Annotated in this window: 16 protein-coding genes; 2 read left to right on the top strand and 14 right to left on the bottom strand. The window is 45.7% G+C overall.

The window, feature by feature from the left end; all coding sequences use genetic code 11:
* Nucleotides 1-126: 126 nt before the first annotated feature.
* The 6 genes from J2T19_RS21005 to J2T19_RS20980 all read right to left on the bottom strand — a co-directional run bounded on the left by J2T19_RS21005 (nt 127) and on the right by J2T19_RS20980 (nt 4,832).
* On the bottom strand, nt 127-513 hold the full coding sequence (locus J2T19_RS21005) for a retropepsin-like aspartic protease (protein ID WP_307219192.1): 387 nt from the start codon (nt 511-513) through the stop codon (nt 127-129).
* On the bottom strand, nt 510-767 hold the full coding sequence (locus tag J2T19_RS21000; protein ID WP_307219190.1) for a hypothetical protein: 258 nt from the start codon (nt 765-767) through the stop codon (nt 510-512). Before J2T19_RS21000 ends, J2T19_RS21005 begins: the two co-directional genes overlap by 4 nt.
* A gap of 97 nt (nt 768-864) precedes the next feature.
* Nucleotides 865-1,677: a class I SAM-dependent methyltransferase gene (locus J2T19_RS20995; protein ID WP_307219188.1), complete on the bottom strand. Its 813-nt coding sequence runs from the start codon at nt 1,675-1,677 to the stop codon at nt 865-867.
* A gap of 446 nt (nt 1,678-2,123) precedes the next feature.
* Complete coding sequence (locus J2T19_RS20990; RefSeq protein ID WP_307219186.1) at nt 2,124-3,782, bottom strand: DUF4179 domain-containing protein; 1,659 nt, start codon at nt 3,780-3,782, stop codon at nt 2,124-2,126.
* Complete coding sequence (locus J2T19_RS20985; RefSeq protein WP_307219184.1) at nt 3,739-4,296, bottom strand: RNA polymerase sigma factor; 558 nt, start codon at nt 4,294-4,296, stop codon at nt 3,739-3,741. The genes J2T19_RS20990 and J2T19_RS20985 overlap by 44 nt, the downstream gene beginning before the upstream one ends.
* A gap of 194 nt (nt 4,297-4,490) precedes the next feature.
* Entirely contained in the window at nt 4,491-4,832 is a 342-nt protein-coding gene (locus tag J2T19_RS20980; RefSeq protein WP_128104109.1) for a zinc ribbon domain-containing protein YjdM, read from the bottom strand.
* A gap of 449 nt (nt 4,833-5,281) precedes the next feature.
* Between J2T19_RS20980 and J2T19_RS20975 the strand changes: the two genes are divergently transcribed.
* Nucleotides 5,282-6,433 carry a VanZ family protein gene (locus tag J2T19_RS20975; RefSeq protein ID WP_307219182.1) on the top strand — a complete coding sequence of 384 codons (1,152 nt, stop codon included), beginning with the start codon at nt 5,282-5,284 and terminating at the stop codon, nt 6,431-6,433.
* A gap of 202 nt (nt 6,434-6,635) precedes the next feature.
* On the opposite strand, the gene J2T19_RS20970 is transcribed toward J2T19_RS20975, so the two are convergent.
* From J2T19_RS20970 to J2T19_RS20935, 8 genes are all read right to left on the bottom strand, one after another.
* Entirely contained in the window at nt 6,636-8,093 is a 1,458-nt protein-coding gene (locus J2T19_RS20970) for a carboxylesterase/lipase family protein (RefSeq protein WP_307219180.1), read from the bottom strand.
* 217 nt (nt 8,094-8,310) lie between these two features.
* Entirely contained in the window at nt 8,311-8,970 is a 660-nt protein-coding gene (locus tag J2T19_RS20965; protein WP_307219178.1) for a CPBP family intramembrane glutamic endopeptidase, read from the bottom strand.
* Nucleotides 8,971-9,328: 358 nt separating this feature from the next.
* On the bottom strand, nt 9,329-10,411 hold the full coding sequence (locus J2T19_RS20960) for a metallophosphoesterase family protein (RefSeq protein WP_307219176.1): 1,083 nt from the start codon (nt 10,409-10,411) through the stop codon (nt 9,329-9,331).
* Nucleotides 10,411-10,749 (bottom strand): DMT family transporter, encoded by a 339-nt coding sequence (locus tag J2T19_RS20955; protein WP_307219174.1) that lies wholly within the window; start codon nt 10,747-10,749, stop codon nt 10,411-10,413. Before J2T19_RS20955 ends, J2T19_RS20960 begins: the two co-directional genes overlap by 1 nt.
* Nucleotides 10,742-11,518 carry an HAD family hydrolase gene (locus tag J2T19_RS20950; RefSeq protein WP_307219172.1) on the bottom strand — a complete coding sequence of 259 codons (777 nt, stop codon included), beginning with the start codon at nt 11,516-11,518 and terminating at the stop codon, nt 10,742-10,744. The genes J2T19_RS20955 and J2T19_RS20950 overlap by 8 nt, the downstream gene beginning before the upstream one ends.
* A gap of 154 nt (nt 11,519-11,672) precedes the next feature.
* The gene (locus tag J2T19_RS20945; protein ID WP_307219170.1) at nt 11,673-13,046 is read right to left on the bottom strand and encodes an ABC transporter substrate-binding protein; all 1,374 of its coding nucleotides are present in this window, start codon (nt 13,044-13,046) and stop codon (nt 11,673-11,675) included.
* A gap of 84 nt (nt 13,047-13,130) precedes the next feature.
* Nucleotides 13,131-13,922, bottom strand: coding sequence for a carbohydrate ABC transporter permease (locus tag J2T19_RS20940; protein WP_370874920.1), 792 nt, complete (start codon nt 13,920-13,922; stop codon nt 13,131-13,133).
* Between the two features lie 113 nt (nt 13,923-14,035).
* The gene (locus tag J2T19_RS20935; RefSeq protein ID WP_307219168.1) at nt 14,036-14,911 is read right to left on the bottom strand and encodes a carbohydrate ABC transporter permease; all 876 of its coding nucleotides are present in this window, start codon (nt 14,909-14,911) and stop codon (nt 14,036-14,038) included.
* A 198-nt stretch (nt 14,912-15,109) separates the two neighbouring features.
* Between J2T19_RS20935 and J2T19_RS20930 the strand changes: the two genes are divergently transcribed.
* Nucleotides 15,110-15,670 carry a GbsR/MarR family transcriptional regulator gene (locus tag J2T19_RS20930; RefSeq protein ID WP_370874918.1) on the top strand — a complete coding sequence of 187 codons (561 nt, stop codon included), beginning with the start codon at nt 15,110-15,112 and terminating at the stop codon, nt 15,668-15,670.
* Nucleotides 15,671-15,833: the final 163 nt, after the last annotated feature.

Genomic DNA, 15,833 nt, shown 5'->3' with positions numbered 1-15,833 from the left:
TTGTATCTCCATTCCGGTCTCTTTGGTGGCATACATAAAAAATACCCCATAGAGAGACTTTTTTAAAGTGTCTACTCTATAGGGTACAGTTTAAGACAGAGGGTACTTTTCTTATTTTTTCTATATTTATAGCTGACTTATTCGTAGCTCCATATCGTTTGCATCTATTACAGCACCTGTTTGGCTCATAAAGTTGAAACCTAAAATTCCGTCTAGCTCTAGACCATAATCCATGTTTCCTATCTCAATCTCAAAATTGTGAAGTAGCGCTCCATCCACCGTAATTGAGTCTAGCAACTTGGTATATACGTACTCTATACCGCCTACACCTCTAATAATATTAACGACGTCATTCTCTTCAGGAACCATTCCTATCCCTCTGACTACATCTGCATTTAATAACGTACTGGCTGAGCCAGTATCGAGCAGTACGTGTTCGAGAGTTACTTTCTTCCCTCTAAACTCAATTTGTATACTTACAAAAGGTAGACCATACATCTCTTTTATGTTCATCTGGGGCCTCTAATCCCAACATACCGCTCTCTCGCCACAACTTCTGAACGCGAAGTATGAAAAAAACAGTACTCCCGTTTAGGGTTCTCCTGATGCAATTCACTATAGCGTTTCAATGCCTCCGTTGAATCATCGAATGAATCAATGATACTCATCTCTTCGATATAGCGCTGGCCTTCTCTTGAATGTGCCTTGGTTGCTTCAAAAACGACCCATTCATTAGGGAAACGTTCCTGCACTTCCTTCCATTGCATAGTGACACCTCCGGATCATTAGATGCTTGTATTATATCATGTGTACAATTGTATCTCTGAGCTATTCACCTGAAAAATAATTTTAATGCACTGAGTACTACTTTTTCCTCCCGATGTACAACAGATGTGAAGAGATTCCCAGGATCGACGGGTCTTTCGCCGCTTCAATCATATAACGGATCAGTTCATCATATTCGCCGAGATCCCGCCAGTATTGTTGCTGCTCATCTGTGAGCATAACCCCTAGGCTGGATGAACCAATCAACGCTTCTGTCGCGAAGCCATGCTGTTCCATAAACGGGGTGACGTCCTGAATGTTGAAGTAATATGCCCCCGTAAATCGTCCCTCATCCTGATGATCGAATATCCCCTTTTCTACAAAAGAACGGATGGCTCCCATATGATCGTTCGGCTTCCATTGCTGCGGTGAACGTAGCGAATTGATACTCATACGCATTCGGCTTTGCATCGCGATGTACACCACGCCTCCCCGTTTGGTCACCCGATGCAACTCCTGTACAGCCGCCGCTCGCTCAGCCTCGGTCTGTAGATGATATAACGGCCCCAGCATCAGGGATGCGTCATACGTTTCATCCGCGATACCTGAGAGCGAAGTTGCATCCAGCACATGGAATCCATCAAATTGCTGCATCACGCCAAGCTCCTGCGCCTTCTGCTGTGCAATATCGACTGAGACAGGTGTCAGATCGGACAAAGTAACGCGATACCCCAACTTAGCCAGCTCCATCGCATACTTCCCTGGCCCAGCGCCGTTATCGAGAATACAACCGCCAGCCGGAAGATGCTCCTTGATGTAATGCATATTGATGATGAACTCAAGCGGTTCTCGTTCCAGCCTTCCCCACTCATCGAAACCCGAATAGTAATCAATAATACGCTCTCTCTTCACCTTTGCCACCTATCCTTTTTCTGAATGTATAGGTCAAAAAAAGCAAAAAACCTGCCGCCTCAGCTAAGAGGCGACAGGTTAGACCTTCGCGGTACCACTCTTCTTCATCCATGACAGGATTCATCAAATACATATGAATAAGTCATAGAATCTTAGCATCTGATCACGGAGATGAACCGTCAGGATCTACAGTTGGCTCGGCTTTGTACTGAAGCTCTGTATACTTAGCATGTACCTCAGCTTGTGCCTAGGCATATGCATAAACTGCATATACACCATTCAATCCTGCCACTCACAGGCGAGTTGGGGATAGGGCTGGACTGCCTCACACCATAGCGACAGTTCTCTGAACCAACCATATTTCTTAGTACTCCTGATCAGCGCGTTTATCGTTTAGATCAATAAATTCTAATCAGTATAGTCCGCCCATATATTTCCTGTCAATCTTATTTCGTTTTCTCTTGCAATTGAACCGATACTTCGCTTTCAGGCTCCTCTGTGCTGTACGCCCAAGGGTACACGGTTGCCGTATCCGCTGTGTATTGCTTGTATTGATCGATACCCTTGTTATCGCCATCACCGGAGAATTGAATCTTGGACATGTTGCCATAGCTTCGTTTACCGTTCTCGATCATATATGTCTGATTCACCCCGCCAAACCGAGGATTGTCGCTATACCGCTCCACGTACAAATCCCCATCTTTGCGATAATATGTCCAATGAACAACGTAACCCCCGAGCACGGTATCCAATTGTTGCGGCTTCTCACTGATCTGTGTCAACGTAACCGGCTCGAATTCACCGTGGAATCGGTTGATTTTGTGACTAGCGATCAAGGTGATCGGGGTGTCCTGATTCACTTCCATACCCGGCGTTACCTCAAAACGAAGCTCTGTTTCATACTCCAGGCCACCGTTCATCAACCCACCGTGCAACGTTGCTCCCTCCACATCCAGTGTGTAATTCACATAGGACAATGGCATATATTTCTCCTGGTGACTAATAATCACTCTGATCTGTGTGGGGGTAATAATGGCTTCTTTGATCAGCGCTCCTTCGGGCAGACCTTCCATAGGTAAGTTCAGTGCTCTTGTACTCGTTCCACTGAGCATCTCCGTCTTATCCAATTGGATGTCGATGTTGAACGCTTGTTTCACCTGACTTTCCTGTCTATTATAAGCTAGCACATAGGATGCAGCCGATTGCTTCAACGTCTCTAGGCTATAGTACTGCTCTGCGGTGTATTCGCCATGATCGCCCGGTGTACCAAAGACACCTCCGGTGCTTCCCTTGATTACATTGCCATCATGATCGTAGATGATCACCTGAGGGAAGGCATAGTCACGAACCTCAGGTTGCTCAAAAGTTAGAGACGTAGACAACATCACCTGATTTTGCTTGTCATTGAACGCACTCACTTCTAACGTTCCCAGACCGTCCTTATCGATGTTGAAGTTTTGCACCTTCTTTTGCAACGGATCGATGGTAAGTGGAGCCTCTGCAGGAACTAACATCTGAATGCCGCTCACGGTAAAGTGAACATCTGCAAGCTTACCTTGGGGTGTCCACTCGGTCTCAAAGTATCCCTTAAACTTGCTTTCATCTGAATCATATACATGGTTGTACCTGCCCTCAATCAGCTTGCCATCCTCACCCTGAAGACCGATAGAGGAGAACTCGATGTTGTCGCCCGTATACTTCCCAGGATCAAGTGTATACAAGATGACCGTACGGTTATCATCTGTAAAAGCAGTATCCAGCGTCAACGTTACTCCATCTAACGTCATCGACTGGTTAAGCTGCTGTCCAAGCTCCATCTGTAAGGCATGCTGAATCCCACTTCTGCCATCCAGAAGATCATCCCAGTTATAATGAACTGCGGCATATACCGGTGTTGCCAACAACACAACTGCGGCCGTTCCAATCAGTACCGTCTTCTTGAATTGTATACGTCGTCCTGCGTATTCTCTGGTTCCTGATACATGTAATGCGGGACAACGTTCTTGATCCTGGCTAATCTGATTCCACATTGCATCAAAGTCAGGATAGGGCATATCTTTATCATTTTTCAGATGATGAGACAATAGATTTTCTGTACTTTTCACCATATACTTCCCCTTTCTGATGGAGCTTTCTGGCCTTTTCCCATTTCTTTCGTAATAGCCGCAGCCCTTTATACACTCTGGACTTCACCGTTCCGATCGGCACCTCTAGAATCTCCGCAGCTTCTGACAAACTCAGTTCATTCACATACCGCAGCAGTATGGCTGAACGGATCTTCTCAGGTAATTCATGAATCCATTGTTTCCACGCTTCCGATTCCTCTAGTTGTTCCATTGCCTGATCTGCGGAATGCGCTGTGGTCTGCGCTGTGAGCATAAACTGTTTCTTCTCCCGCTCTTTAGCAGATTGCTTCTTCTTGAGAAAATTAAGACAATGGTTCACCGTGATTCTCATCAACCACGTCTTCATATATTCAACCTTTCTCCAGTCCTGCCGAAATACGGTGATGAACACATCGTGGCATACATCCTCCGCATCCTGCGCATGATGGAGCATGTAATAACAGGTGCGGTACACATCCTTGTTGTACATCTCGAACAATTCTTTGTCGCTCAAAATCCACCCTCCTTTCTGTACTTCTGCCTGCTTCAAATCTATAGACAAAGCCCTGCTTGGAAAGGTTCATTTTTTATTGACGTGTCTAATAACAAAAAAAGAACATCCAGTTCGCACAATATGCGAAATTGAACATTCTTTTACATGCTACATCTTTCTTAGAGGTCGTTACTACGGCTCAGACTAACATATAACTAGATTTTCTTCACAAATTCGGACTTGAGCTTCATCGCACCTAGGCTATCGATTTTGCAATCAATATCATGATCTCCATCGATCAGACGGATATTCTTCACCTTGGTGCCCTGCTTCACGACGAGTGAGCTACCTTTCACCTTCAGGTCTTTAATGACCGTTACCGTATCACCATCATTCAGCACATTTCCGTTAGCATCCCGCACAACTTTGCTATCCTCTGTATTCTCGTTCTCAGCTTCCAAAGACCATTCATGAGCACATTCTGGACACACGAGCAGGTTGCCATCCTCGTAGGTGTACTCGGAATTACATTTCGGGCAGTTAGGCAAATTCGACATATGTATTAAACTCTCCATTCTTATAGTGCGTGTTCAAAAAGGGCGGTTTTCAGTACCGAGAAGATGGGATGAAGATAGAAATGGAGTAGCAGAGCGTAGGCAAAACTACGTGAGCAACGGACATTTCGGCTGAATCCCATATTCGATGCTGATATGCCGACAGGCATCCTTCGTAATCAAAAGCGGACTTTTTGAACAACCTCTTATATTGGCTTCATCGCAAGTATAAGGGATTACGCCACAGTCTTCCACCTAGATATGCCTAATACCCAAAGTAAACTCACCGAATTTAAACCAAATTTAAGGTTCAATCATCCCTTACATTAAGGGGATCGCTTTAACATATAACTATCCAGTCCAACACGCTGAGCGATAAATTACGAAGCTTTCCCCATTGAGGGTCACATAAACAGATCTATCTCTATTACGTTATAAAGGAGTTCTCTCACATGTCTTCCTATGTATTTCCTGTACAGGCGGCATTGGCTATCTTCGTCGTCATGTCGATGTTCCTGCTCGTTCCGTGGCTAATCTACGGTTATCGCAAAGACGGCTTTTTTAGCTGGTCTCGCTTTCTCGTTAGCTTTTCGTTTATCTTCTACATTCTGGCTGCCTACTGTCTCGTCATTCTCCCATTGCCAGCAACACGAAACACCTGCGCGCAGCATGCGGCTGACACGATCTATTACAACCTTGTCCCGTTCACGTTTGTGAAGGACATTATGCGCGAGACGCCCATCGTATGGTCACAGCCCTCCACCTATCTTGGTATGATTCAGGGTAGAGCGTTCCTACAGGTTTTGTTTAATATTCTATTGCTTATGCCACTGGGCGTTTACCTTCGGTACTTCTTACAAAAAAGATCCTACTGGAAAGTTGCATTGATTAGTGGCTTCGGACTTTCCTTATTCTTCGAGCTAACACAGCTCACTGGACTTTACGGTTATTACAGCTGTCCCTACCGACTATTTGATGTGGATGATCTATTAGCGAACACATCAGGCGCGGTACTTGGATATTTCACAGCACCCATTCTACTCGCACTGTTTCCTTCACGGGCAAGCATCCAGGCGAAAAGCGAACAGATTGTGGAGCAGAACCGCGTATATCCTGTGGCACAATTGCTCGCATTAATGATCGATGGGATTATCGTCGTGTTTATCTCTAATGTGCTGTCAATCTTCACCGATTCTAATGTGATCAACGATGTGCTGAATACCTCCGTAGGTATATTTATTGTACTGTTCTTTGTTCCATGGCTGCGAAATGGAGTGACTCCAGGCTCAGCCATCTTGCGATTCCGTTATGTTAATCAACAGACAGGTGAGCCTACGTATAGCTCTATTTTCAAAAGATTCATTGCTCTTTATGTGCCATGGCTGTCCTTTACGATCATTCGGTTGGTTAACGATTATGCTTTCCAAAATACACGTGATGGGCTCCTACAGCCTTATCTGATCTGGCTGTCGGTGGGTATGATTATGTTGTACATGGTCGTTTACGTCATCCTTATCATTCATGTGTTGATGGTGCTGTTCTCTGGAGGCAAACGTTCCTTCTACTTTGACGAGGTATCCCACACGCGCGCCTCTAGAAAATAGATGTAGGCTTCTATAGATACTAACGTCCATCAATCTGCATAAGAAAAGGCGACTCCCATCTACAGTAATATGGAAGTCGCCTTATTCTTGTTCCAACCCAGCTGACCTTTAAATATGAAAATCCAAATGTGCACCGCGGTGTTCATACTCTTGGGAAAATAGAGTAACGAACTTCGTTATACCACGTTATACACATTATACGTTATAGACCTAGTAACTCCCGCTTAGACGCTTCAGGATCATGCACGACTTCAATTTCATGGTTAAAAATTAACGTTGCACGATCCTGTTCATATGCAGGCCAAGCTACACCCGCAGTCTCCGGCTTACCGTGCTTGGCAAAGGAAATCCAGGCATCCTGCACCTTGAGCGCAAGTTCTGCTGCTGCCTCATCCGGCTCGGCATTCATGAATTTCAACACGGGTAATGTATTGAACACAAAGAACATTTCAATACTGTGGATGGCTCTTTTTAACAATGGATGCTCTGGCATTACCCAATCGAAGCGATACATCCATACAGGTGCATGCTTCTGCTGAGCGGCCGCATATTGTAACGATGAACGCCAGAAGAAGAGATCCGTCATCACCTGAGCTTGGCCATCTGCCGTTTTGGGATAACTATCTGCAATGGCTACACGGTTCTCCAGATCTGGTGCCATAAAGTCCACACCTTGTACCATATCAATCTCGGGTGAGAAAGGCACATGTGGCTGGATAAACAGCGCACCTTCATGCCGTGTTGTTCCAATCAATACAGGAATGTCCTGCGCAGAACCTGCGTTCACCGCTTCAAGTGGAGTCTGAGGTAGGGTATTGCCATCCAGTACAGGCTGGAATAACAGAGCCATCCCAGCTCCGATCTGCTGTTTAAGAATCTCACCTGCTGCGATAATCTCCTCTGCCGGAATGGTTCTCAGTTTTTGCAGATTGTCTAGCTCAACGCCAAGAATCTTCAACATTCCCTCACGCATCGCAGATGCTTGTTCCGCAGTGATGAACTGTGAAGCTCCACTTTGCATGATGGCACGGTTAAACAATCCTTTCGCCGCAGGCATAGCCATTAGAGCTGCAATACTCATGCTACCTGCCGATTCTCCGAATACCGTAACATTGTTCGCATCCCCGCCAAACGCCGAGATATTGTCCTTCACCCACTGTAGAGCTGCCGCCTGATCAAGCAGACCTGCATTCGTTACATAGGATTCACCGAGTGGAGCCATATGCAGGAAACCAAGTGACCCAAGTCGGTAGTTGATGGTGACAACGATGACATCACCTCTATGCGCTAATTGCGTTCCATCGTACATCGGCTGACTGCCTGAGCCCGATACGAATGAACCCCCATGAATCCATACCATAACAGGTAGAGGATTAGTGCTTTCTTTTTCCGGTGCCCAGATGTTCAGATATAGACTGTCCTCTGATTCCACTGGCCGTTGCCCACCTGTCCAATCTGAATCGTGGCGAGGCTGTATATTCTCAGGCCCAAATTGTGTAGCCTGTCTTACTCCATGCCATGATTCCGGTGGTACTGGCGCTTGAAAACGCAACTCCCCTACTGGCGGTTTGGCATACGGGATACCTTTCCACACACGTGTACCATGCAAAAGCTCGCCTTGAACTGTACCATACTTCGTTTCAACTTGAAGTTCTCTCATGCCGCTTCTACTTCCTCTCCATGGATAGGTTAAACTAACATTTAAAAGGTTTCTCAAAAAGTAAGCTTCTGAACACGCACTTTAAGTGATTCGCATGTGTATCTATTTGAGTATAAATCGTTGGCATACCCATTTACAACTTTACCCAATCCCTGCTATTCTACTACGTTTCACGTGGAACTTTCTTCTTCTAACTTGCTCTCTCTGTCGACATGTCTTATGTGAGAAACACACTTAATGAGTTCCAGATCATATGGAGTACAATGCCTGGGAGCAGTGATTTTGTTTTATAAAAAATGTAGCCAAACACGAGCCCAAAAATGGATGTAGCTATAAAAACACCACCGTGCAGCATACCAAATATCAACGAAGAGATGATTATTGCCCACCATGCTCCATATTTGTTGGATAGTGTCGTGAAGAGCAATCCTCTAAACAGCAGTTCCTCGAAGAACGGAATAATTGTAGAAATAGCTAGGGCAGCAAAGATCGTTTGAAACGTCATGGCAGAATGAAGATCACTCGATTCAAAGAGATGCCGCTGACCCTCGTTGGTCTCTATTCCAGTTCCTAAGACTAGTACGGAAGTTAGTGCCATCAATACAAACCCAGCGATGATATAGAAGGCAGCTGTCCTTATCTTTACTTTGGAGCATAATGGATCACGTATGTATTCTCTGAACCTTTTATTAATAGCAAGGAACCACGTATACGTTATGATTTGAAACAATAAAAATATAAACGTTGTATCTACATATTTTATGCCTATACTCTCTAGAATTAAGGATGTAATGATAAAAAGGATTGCAGGCAATAGCAGTATTAAGCCTAGTTGTTTAACTACCTCTTTCAAACTGTAACTTCTGTCTTGCGGCATTCTTAAGTTCCACCTCTGTATGATCTAATCTAACCCTTAAAAGAAACAACCGATACAATCAGGCTGATATGTATTAATAGTAGGGCATAGTGCCCTTTCATTAATCTAGCCTCCTTTCTCCGAAATTTCGAGGACTGACCGTGAGCACTATGGTCTTGGTAGGTCATGCTGTGTGCATGCTTTCAGAGGCAGCATATCCAAACTAAAACAATCCAACCTACACTGTACCAAAAATAGAATGGAATAATCTACCTGAAACTGAAAGAGCCACCCTTATCCAAGGATGACCCCCTTAACGTAGACAAACTCGCACACGTGCACTTCTGTGCACTTCTGTCCACTTATGATTGCCTCATGATTAATCCAATGCCGGATAATGTACCGTAAACTCCGCACCCTCAATCCATTCACCTGTCACGAAGTTTCGTCCCTTCACAACGACCCGATCCTTGTAAATCTCCACGTGAAGTCCTTCACTGCCCTCCAGATGCTCGTCCTGATCCGTCCAGAGATAACCAACAGAAGAGGCATTAAACATCGTTGGCATGCGCCCTTCTCCATCGTACATCGTACGCTGTGCTTCAAGCTGCCAGTGGGTATGACCTGTGAAAAGAATAGCCTGTGGATACTGAGCCAGAATCGCCTTAAGCTCAGCATCCTGATTCACCCCGTACCAGCCTTGTTCTTTCATTGATCCCGCTACCGTATCCATGAGTGGCTGATGCAGGAACAGGAAGATTGGACGATCTAACGCCGCATGCTCAGCCAATGTAAGCTCAAGCCATACCAATTGTTCGGCAGACAACTCACAATCCTTCGGATGAGGCTGCTCCGTACCTAAGAAGATATAATGATACCCATCAATCCAGTGATCGTGATAAGCACGTTGCATACCTGTATTGGCTACAAAATCACTCAACCGACGATGCCACAATTCGGCAACCGTAATCGGCTCAGCTTCGGAAGGAACAGGCTTCCCACCTGAAGAAGCATGAGTAGGTACGGTATACAAACCGCGGGATAACTGCTCGACCAGCGCAGCTGATTCAGCCCTCGTTTGCGTTATTGTTAGCTCCACATGTTTATCTTGCTTTAACAACTCTGCTACTTCGGCAGACGTCATTGCCATCAGAGCCAGCGGAGGTTCTTGAAACACGATGGCGCCAATATCATGATTCCCCACTGTGTAACGGATATCAGGCAAGTTCCCAGCGTGTTGATTCAGTATGCGCTCTAGTTCACGATACTCGCCCGGTAGACCTCGATCCGTCACATCACCAACATGCATAATGCCACTGCTTCCTTGACTGAAGGTTGCTATATCCGCCAAAGCTTGCTCCATATGCCGGTTATGAATATGACCTGCATCATCTCGTACATGCGTATCCGTAATCACCTGAAAGCTGGCTAGAGGTAGCTCAGGCAAATGTTCATTTTTCATCAGGAATCACTCCATTTCAGTCCAATAATGCCAATCAGAATAAAGCCAATCCATACCATAGAAGTTAACCGGAGACGTTCACCAAAATAGTAATGACCCACAACACCAATAAGTGTAATCCCCACGCCAGACCAGATTGCATAAGCCACAGCTAGAGGCATATATTTCACTGCGAAATTGAGAAACGTAAAGCTTGCCCCATAACAGACAAACATCATCACCGAAGGCCATAATCGAGAGAAACCGTCCGATACTTTGAGCAAAATGGTGGCGCTCAGCTCTAGTCCAATGGCGAGGGCGAGCAGTACCCACCCCAGATACGTTTGAGCATTAGTCATTCGCCAAACCACCATTCAGAAGTTCATGAAATGACTGAATCGTTCGATCTGCGAGTGTAAGTCGCCCCGGTTCTCCGATTCCAATCTTATAAGCCGCACCAGCCGCACGCGCCATCTCCATATCACCATCCGTATCACCAATAACGACAACCTGCGAAGCAGGTATGCCTAACTTCACACAAGCGAGCGACACCATATCGGGAAAAGGCTTGCCGCGATGCACAAGATCCGTACCGATCACGACATCAAAGAATGATTCCAGCCCCATCCATTGCAGATGTTTAACCGCACTAGGGGTGTCGTCTGCTGTGACAACTCCCATAGCAACACCTTGGTTACGGCATTGCTCTAAAAATTTACGGACACCTTGTAGTGGATGTGCAGGACGATGAATCTCCATCGCTTCCTCTGCATGCGCCAGGCAATCTCGCACCATGATCTTGGCTTCAGCCCAGCTCAATCCTGCTCGGTATCCATGCCAGGTCAGTACGGCATATACTTCATCCATCGTCCCCATGGCGAGTGGTCCGCGTACATCATATCCATTCATACGTCCCTGCTCATCATGGAACGTACCCCAGATTAGTGGAATATCAGCGGCATCGATATGCATTTCTCTGGCAGCCAACCGTTCTCTGAAGTCATTAAGCACACAATCGGTCCAGAACCCCCACATGCCTGTAAAATCAAGTAAAGTCCCGTCTTTGTCAAATAGGACTGCTTGAATCGGATGAGGCAATCCACCTACATACGTCTCCTCTTGTTGCATCTGATAAACTCCTTATCTACCATCGTAATGAACCGAAAGGACGGTACATCTTGCATGTACCGCCCTCCCGGCTTGATTGCTTCTGTTGTCAATATAATCCCAGTATCAATACTGATTAAGTTATTCTAGATCTACAGTGAAAGGTAGCTTAGCCTTACTTCGCGATACGATCAAGCTCTTTCTGAGCTTTCTCTTTCGCTTCCTTCAGTGCTTCTGCTGCCGAAACGTTGTTGATCTGCACTTTATCTGCTGCATCCTTCAATGCATCATTGATCTTACCACCCGTTGGATCACGGAATGGAGCGGATGCATGAGCTGCTTGTTGAAGTGGTACTGTAATTTGTGGATTTTCTTCACTGAACTTCTTGAACTCTGGATCATCTTGAGCAGATTGACGAACTGCGATATAACCTGTGTTCATTGACCATGCAGCTGTATTTTCATTCTTAGAGAAATACGTCAGCCACTTATATGCTGCTTGTTGTTGCTCAGGGCTTGCTGCTGCCGGGATACCTGCCAAAATTGCATTGGCAACGGGCTTACCTTCACCAATACCTTCCCAGCCTGGTTGTTGCATTGCAGCGACAATGCTGAAGTCCAGGTCACCTTGGTCACCACTGGAGCCCGTGTAACCTGCTGCTTTATTTTTCATCACATTATCAATCGTTTTGTACCAATATTCCCAACCTTGACCACCGTACTCGATGCCCATGATCTTGTCTTCGTGAATCCATTTACGGAACAGATCCCATGTCTCGATCCACTCTGGGGAATCAACCATAACCGTTGTGCCATCCTCACTAAGAATCTGTCCACCTTTACCCATGACGGCATCAATCATGTTGTCTCTACCCCACATGGGCTGCCAGCCGTAGAAGGTGGTCTTGCCATTCTCTTGTTTGCTCATTTTCGCTGCTGCTTCAGCAAGCTTCTCCCATGACGTCAGGCTTGCTGGGTCGATTCCGTTCTCTTTGAGCGTATCCATACGGTAATACATGATTTGAGTTGTTCCGTACATTGGCAGGAAGTATTGTTTGCCGTCCACTTCGCCTTGGTTCAGGAACGTTTGAATGAAGTCATCCTTCTGGAAATTCGAATCTGCTGCGATCATCTCATCCATAGGTGCATAATAACCTTTGCGCGCCCAGTCGATATTGGCACTAAGCACAGCCGCTGGAACCTTCTTGGAAGCAATCGCTGCTTGCAGCTTCTGTTCGGTCTCTGTGTAGTCTGCCTGTACAATTCCTTTGACAACGACTTCGTCCTGGGAAGCATTAAACGCATCAATCGTCTTCTTCATGTTGTCACCCAGATTACCACCGAGACCATACCAAAATTCAATCTCTACCGGCGCCTTCGCCTGAGTTTCTGTTCCACTTGCAGCAGCCGTTGTATTGGACTCGGCTGGTGTAGATGATCCACAAGCTGTCAGTAGAGCAAAGCTCGCTGCCAGTACGAGGGACATACCACCCTTCCAGTTGGACCTCAGTCTGTTTTTCCATGTCATGTTCGCTTGACTCCACTTCATTGTTGTTCCTCCCGTTTAGGTGAAATGTGGTTAGTACGGTTGATAACGTATATCTAGTTGATGCTAGGTGTTCGGTGACTCGTGTCAGTTCTTGTTCACACCAGCCGTCATATTGACACTCTGCATGATCGTTTTCTGCGTGAACAAGAAGAGAACAAGGAGTGGTGCGATGGTGAAGGCACTCGCAGCCATAATTTGCGGCCACGCCAGTCCATATGCCCCACCTTCGACGAAGAAGCTTCTCAGACCAGCCGATACAAGCTGTAGATCAGGGTCTTTGGTGATCAGCATCGGCCAGAAATAATTGTTGTACTGTTCGATAAACGTAATCAGTACCATTACGGCGAAGCTTGATCGAACAAGTGGTGCGATAATGGTCCATAAGATTCGGAAATGTGATGCACCATCCAGCTGTCCTGCTTCTACCAATTCATGAGATACCTGCATGAACGCTTGACGGATTAAGAAAATCGAGAATACACTAACACAGTTGGATACAATTAAGCCTGTGTAGGAATCCAGCAAGTTAAGCTCGCTAAGCACCATGTAACTCGGCAGATACACAGCCGTACTCGGGATCATATAACCCACCAGAATTAAGGAGGTCAGTGCACCTTTGAGGCGGAATTTCATATGAGTCAGTGCATACGCCATCATACTGGAGTTAACGATTTGGAATAGACAGATCGCCAAGGCTACCCCGGTACTGTTCAAAATGTAACGAGCAAATGGTGCGGCATTCCAAGCATCCACGTAATTGCTCCACAAGAATGTTTCCGGCCAGAAGGTCGGCGGGAATTGCCAGATCTCATCATTTGTTTTGAATCCGCTAATGACCATCCAATAGAAAGGAAATGCTGTACCTAGCGCAATCATTGCTAGTAACAGATAGCGTATGAGTTTACTTAGTTTCAATTTTACCGACACATTCTGCATCTCCTTGCGCTTCATCCTCTTCTGAATCTTCTTATTAGGCATCGTCATTGTCATTAGTAGTGCACCAAACGTCTGCCAAGCAGGAAGGATACTCCCGAGAGCAGTACGCAGATCAGAATAATCACAACGGCGATGGATGAAGCCTCACCTACATTGAAGGATTCAAATGCAGACTGGTAATACATATACAGCAACGTTCTTGTCGATCCCGCTGGTCCACCCTGCGTCATGACGTTAATCTGGTCATAAGCCTGTAGTGACTGAATCGTCAGAATAATGGAGAGAAAGAACGTCGTTGGTGAGATCAGCGGCAGTGTAATACTTCGGAACTTGTCCCAACTACCTGCCCCATCAATGGAAGCTGCTTCGAGCAGATCAGAGGGCAGGTTGCGCAGTGCAACCAGATAGAACACCATCGCCCAGCCAATCGACTTCCACAGGGTAACGATCAGTACCGCAACCAGTGCCCAATCCATGTCACGCAACCAACCAATGGGAGATACGCCCGCCCAGCCCAGCATGAGATTAGCAAGCCCTACCTCTGGCTCGAAGATCCAAGACCATGCGATGGATACCGCAACCGTTGGGGTTACCCATGGTGAGAAGAGTAATGTCCGGAAGATTCCGGTTGATTTGATCTTGCTATTCATGAGCATCGCCAGTGCTAATCCACCAACGATGGTTGGAATGACACTTCCTAATCCGAATAACAACGTCACCCTCAAGGATTGATAGAATTCAGAGTTGGTCAGTAAATAGCTGTAATTATCTAAACCAACGAATAATTTGTCTGGGCTCATGAAGTCCCAATCGGTGAAACTGAGATAAACGATATATCCGAGAGGCCCCAGCCAGAACACCAGCAAAGGGATTAGAGCCGGCAACGTGAAAAATACCGCTTCAGACTCCCTCCATAGCTTTAATCGCAATTCCCCCACTCCTTATGTTCAATTTTTCTTTAATCTTTTAGAAAAGTTTGGCATGAAACAATTGTTTATTTATTCCGTACAAAAATGATTGTACAATTGTATTGAAAAATCTATTTCATAGTTATGTTAAAATTGAATTGATTCATGTAAAATATGAAGAAGCTAGTGGGAACGCTATCATAAACTTGAGGTGACATTGTGGTGAAAGAAACTACCGGGAACCTGAATCATTCTTCATTGCCCGATCGGTATGAGCTGAGGGAGAAGGTCATCGACGCCATCGCCAACACGATGGATCTGTATGGGGTTAATCATACGTTTGGCAAATTGTATGGGGTTATGTATTTTGAGGATCGACCGATGACACTTGAAGAGATGAAGACCTCTATGAACATGAGTAAAAGTAATATGAGCTATGCTGTTCGTTCACTTACGGAGTCACAGATGATATATAAGCTGGAGGAGAAGAAGGATCGGCAGGATCAGTACCTGGCTGAAACGGATTTCTATCGCACCTTTCAGAACTTCTTCGGATCGAAGCTACAGCGGGAAGTGGATGTGATGTTAGAGGGCATACGAGAAGTCATTCCTGATCTATCGGCAATCATCCTTTCGGAGCATACCTCGCCAGAAGACCGAAATGAGGCACTACGTGACCTGCACAAACTTCAACATGCGGAGCAATATTATATTTGGCTCCAGGGATTTGTAAACCAACTGCAAGAGGGTAGCTTCTATCCAAGCTCTGCACAAGAATGAGTATTTTACGATAAGGTACGACCGATAATGCTGAGATGCTGATTATAACGAACCTGGCGAAGTTATTTGTAAAAGAAAGCTTCCAAAGTAGTTGAATCTCCTACTTCATCGTGGGATAACTTCACTATGATTCGTTAGATTAGAAAGTACCGGGATCATCGTC

The sequence above is a fragment of the Paenibacillus tundrae genome, assembly GCF_030812775.1.
GTDB classification, from domain to species: Bacteria; Bacillota; Bacilli; order Paenibacillales; family Paenibacillaceae; genus Paenibacillus; species Paenibacillus tundrae_A.
This window is presented reverse-complemented; position numbering and strand designations above follow the sequence as displayed.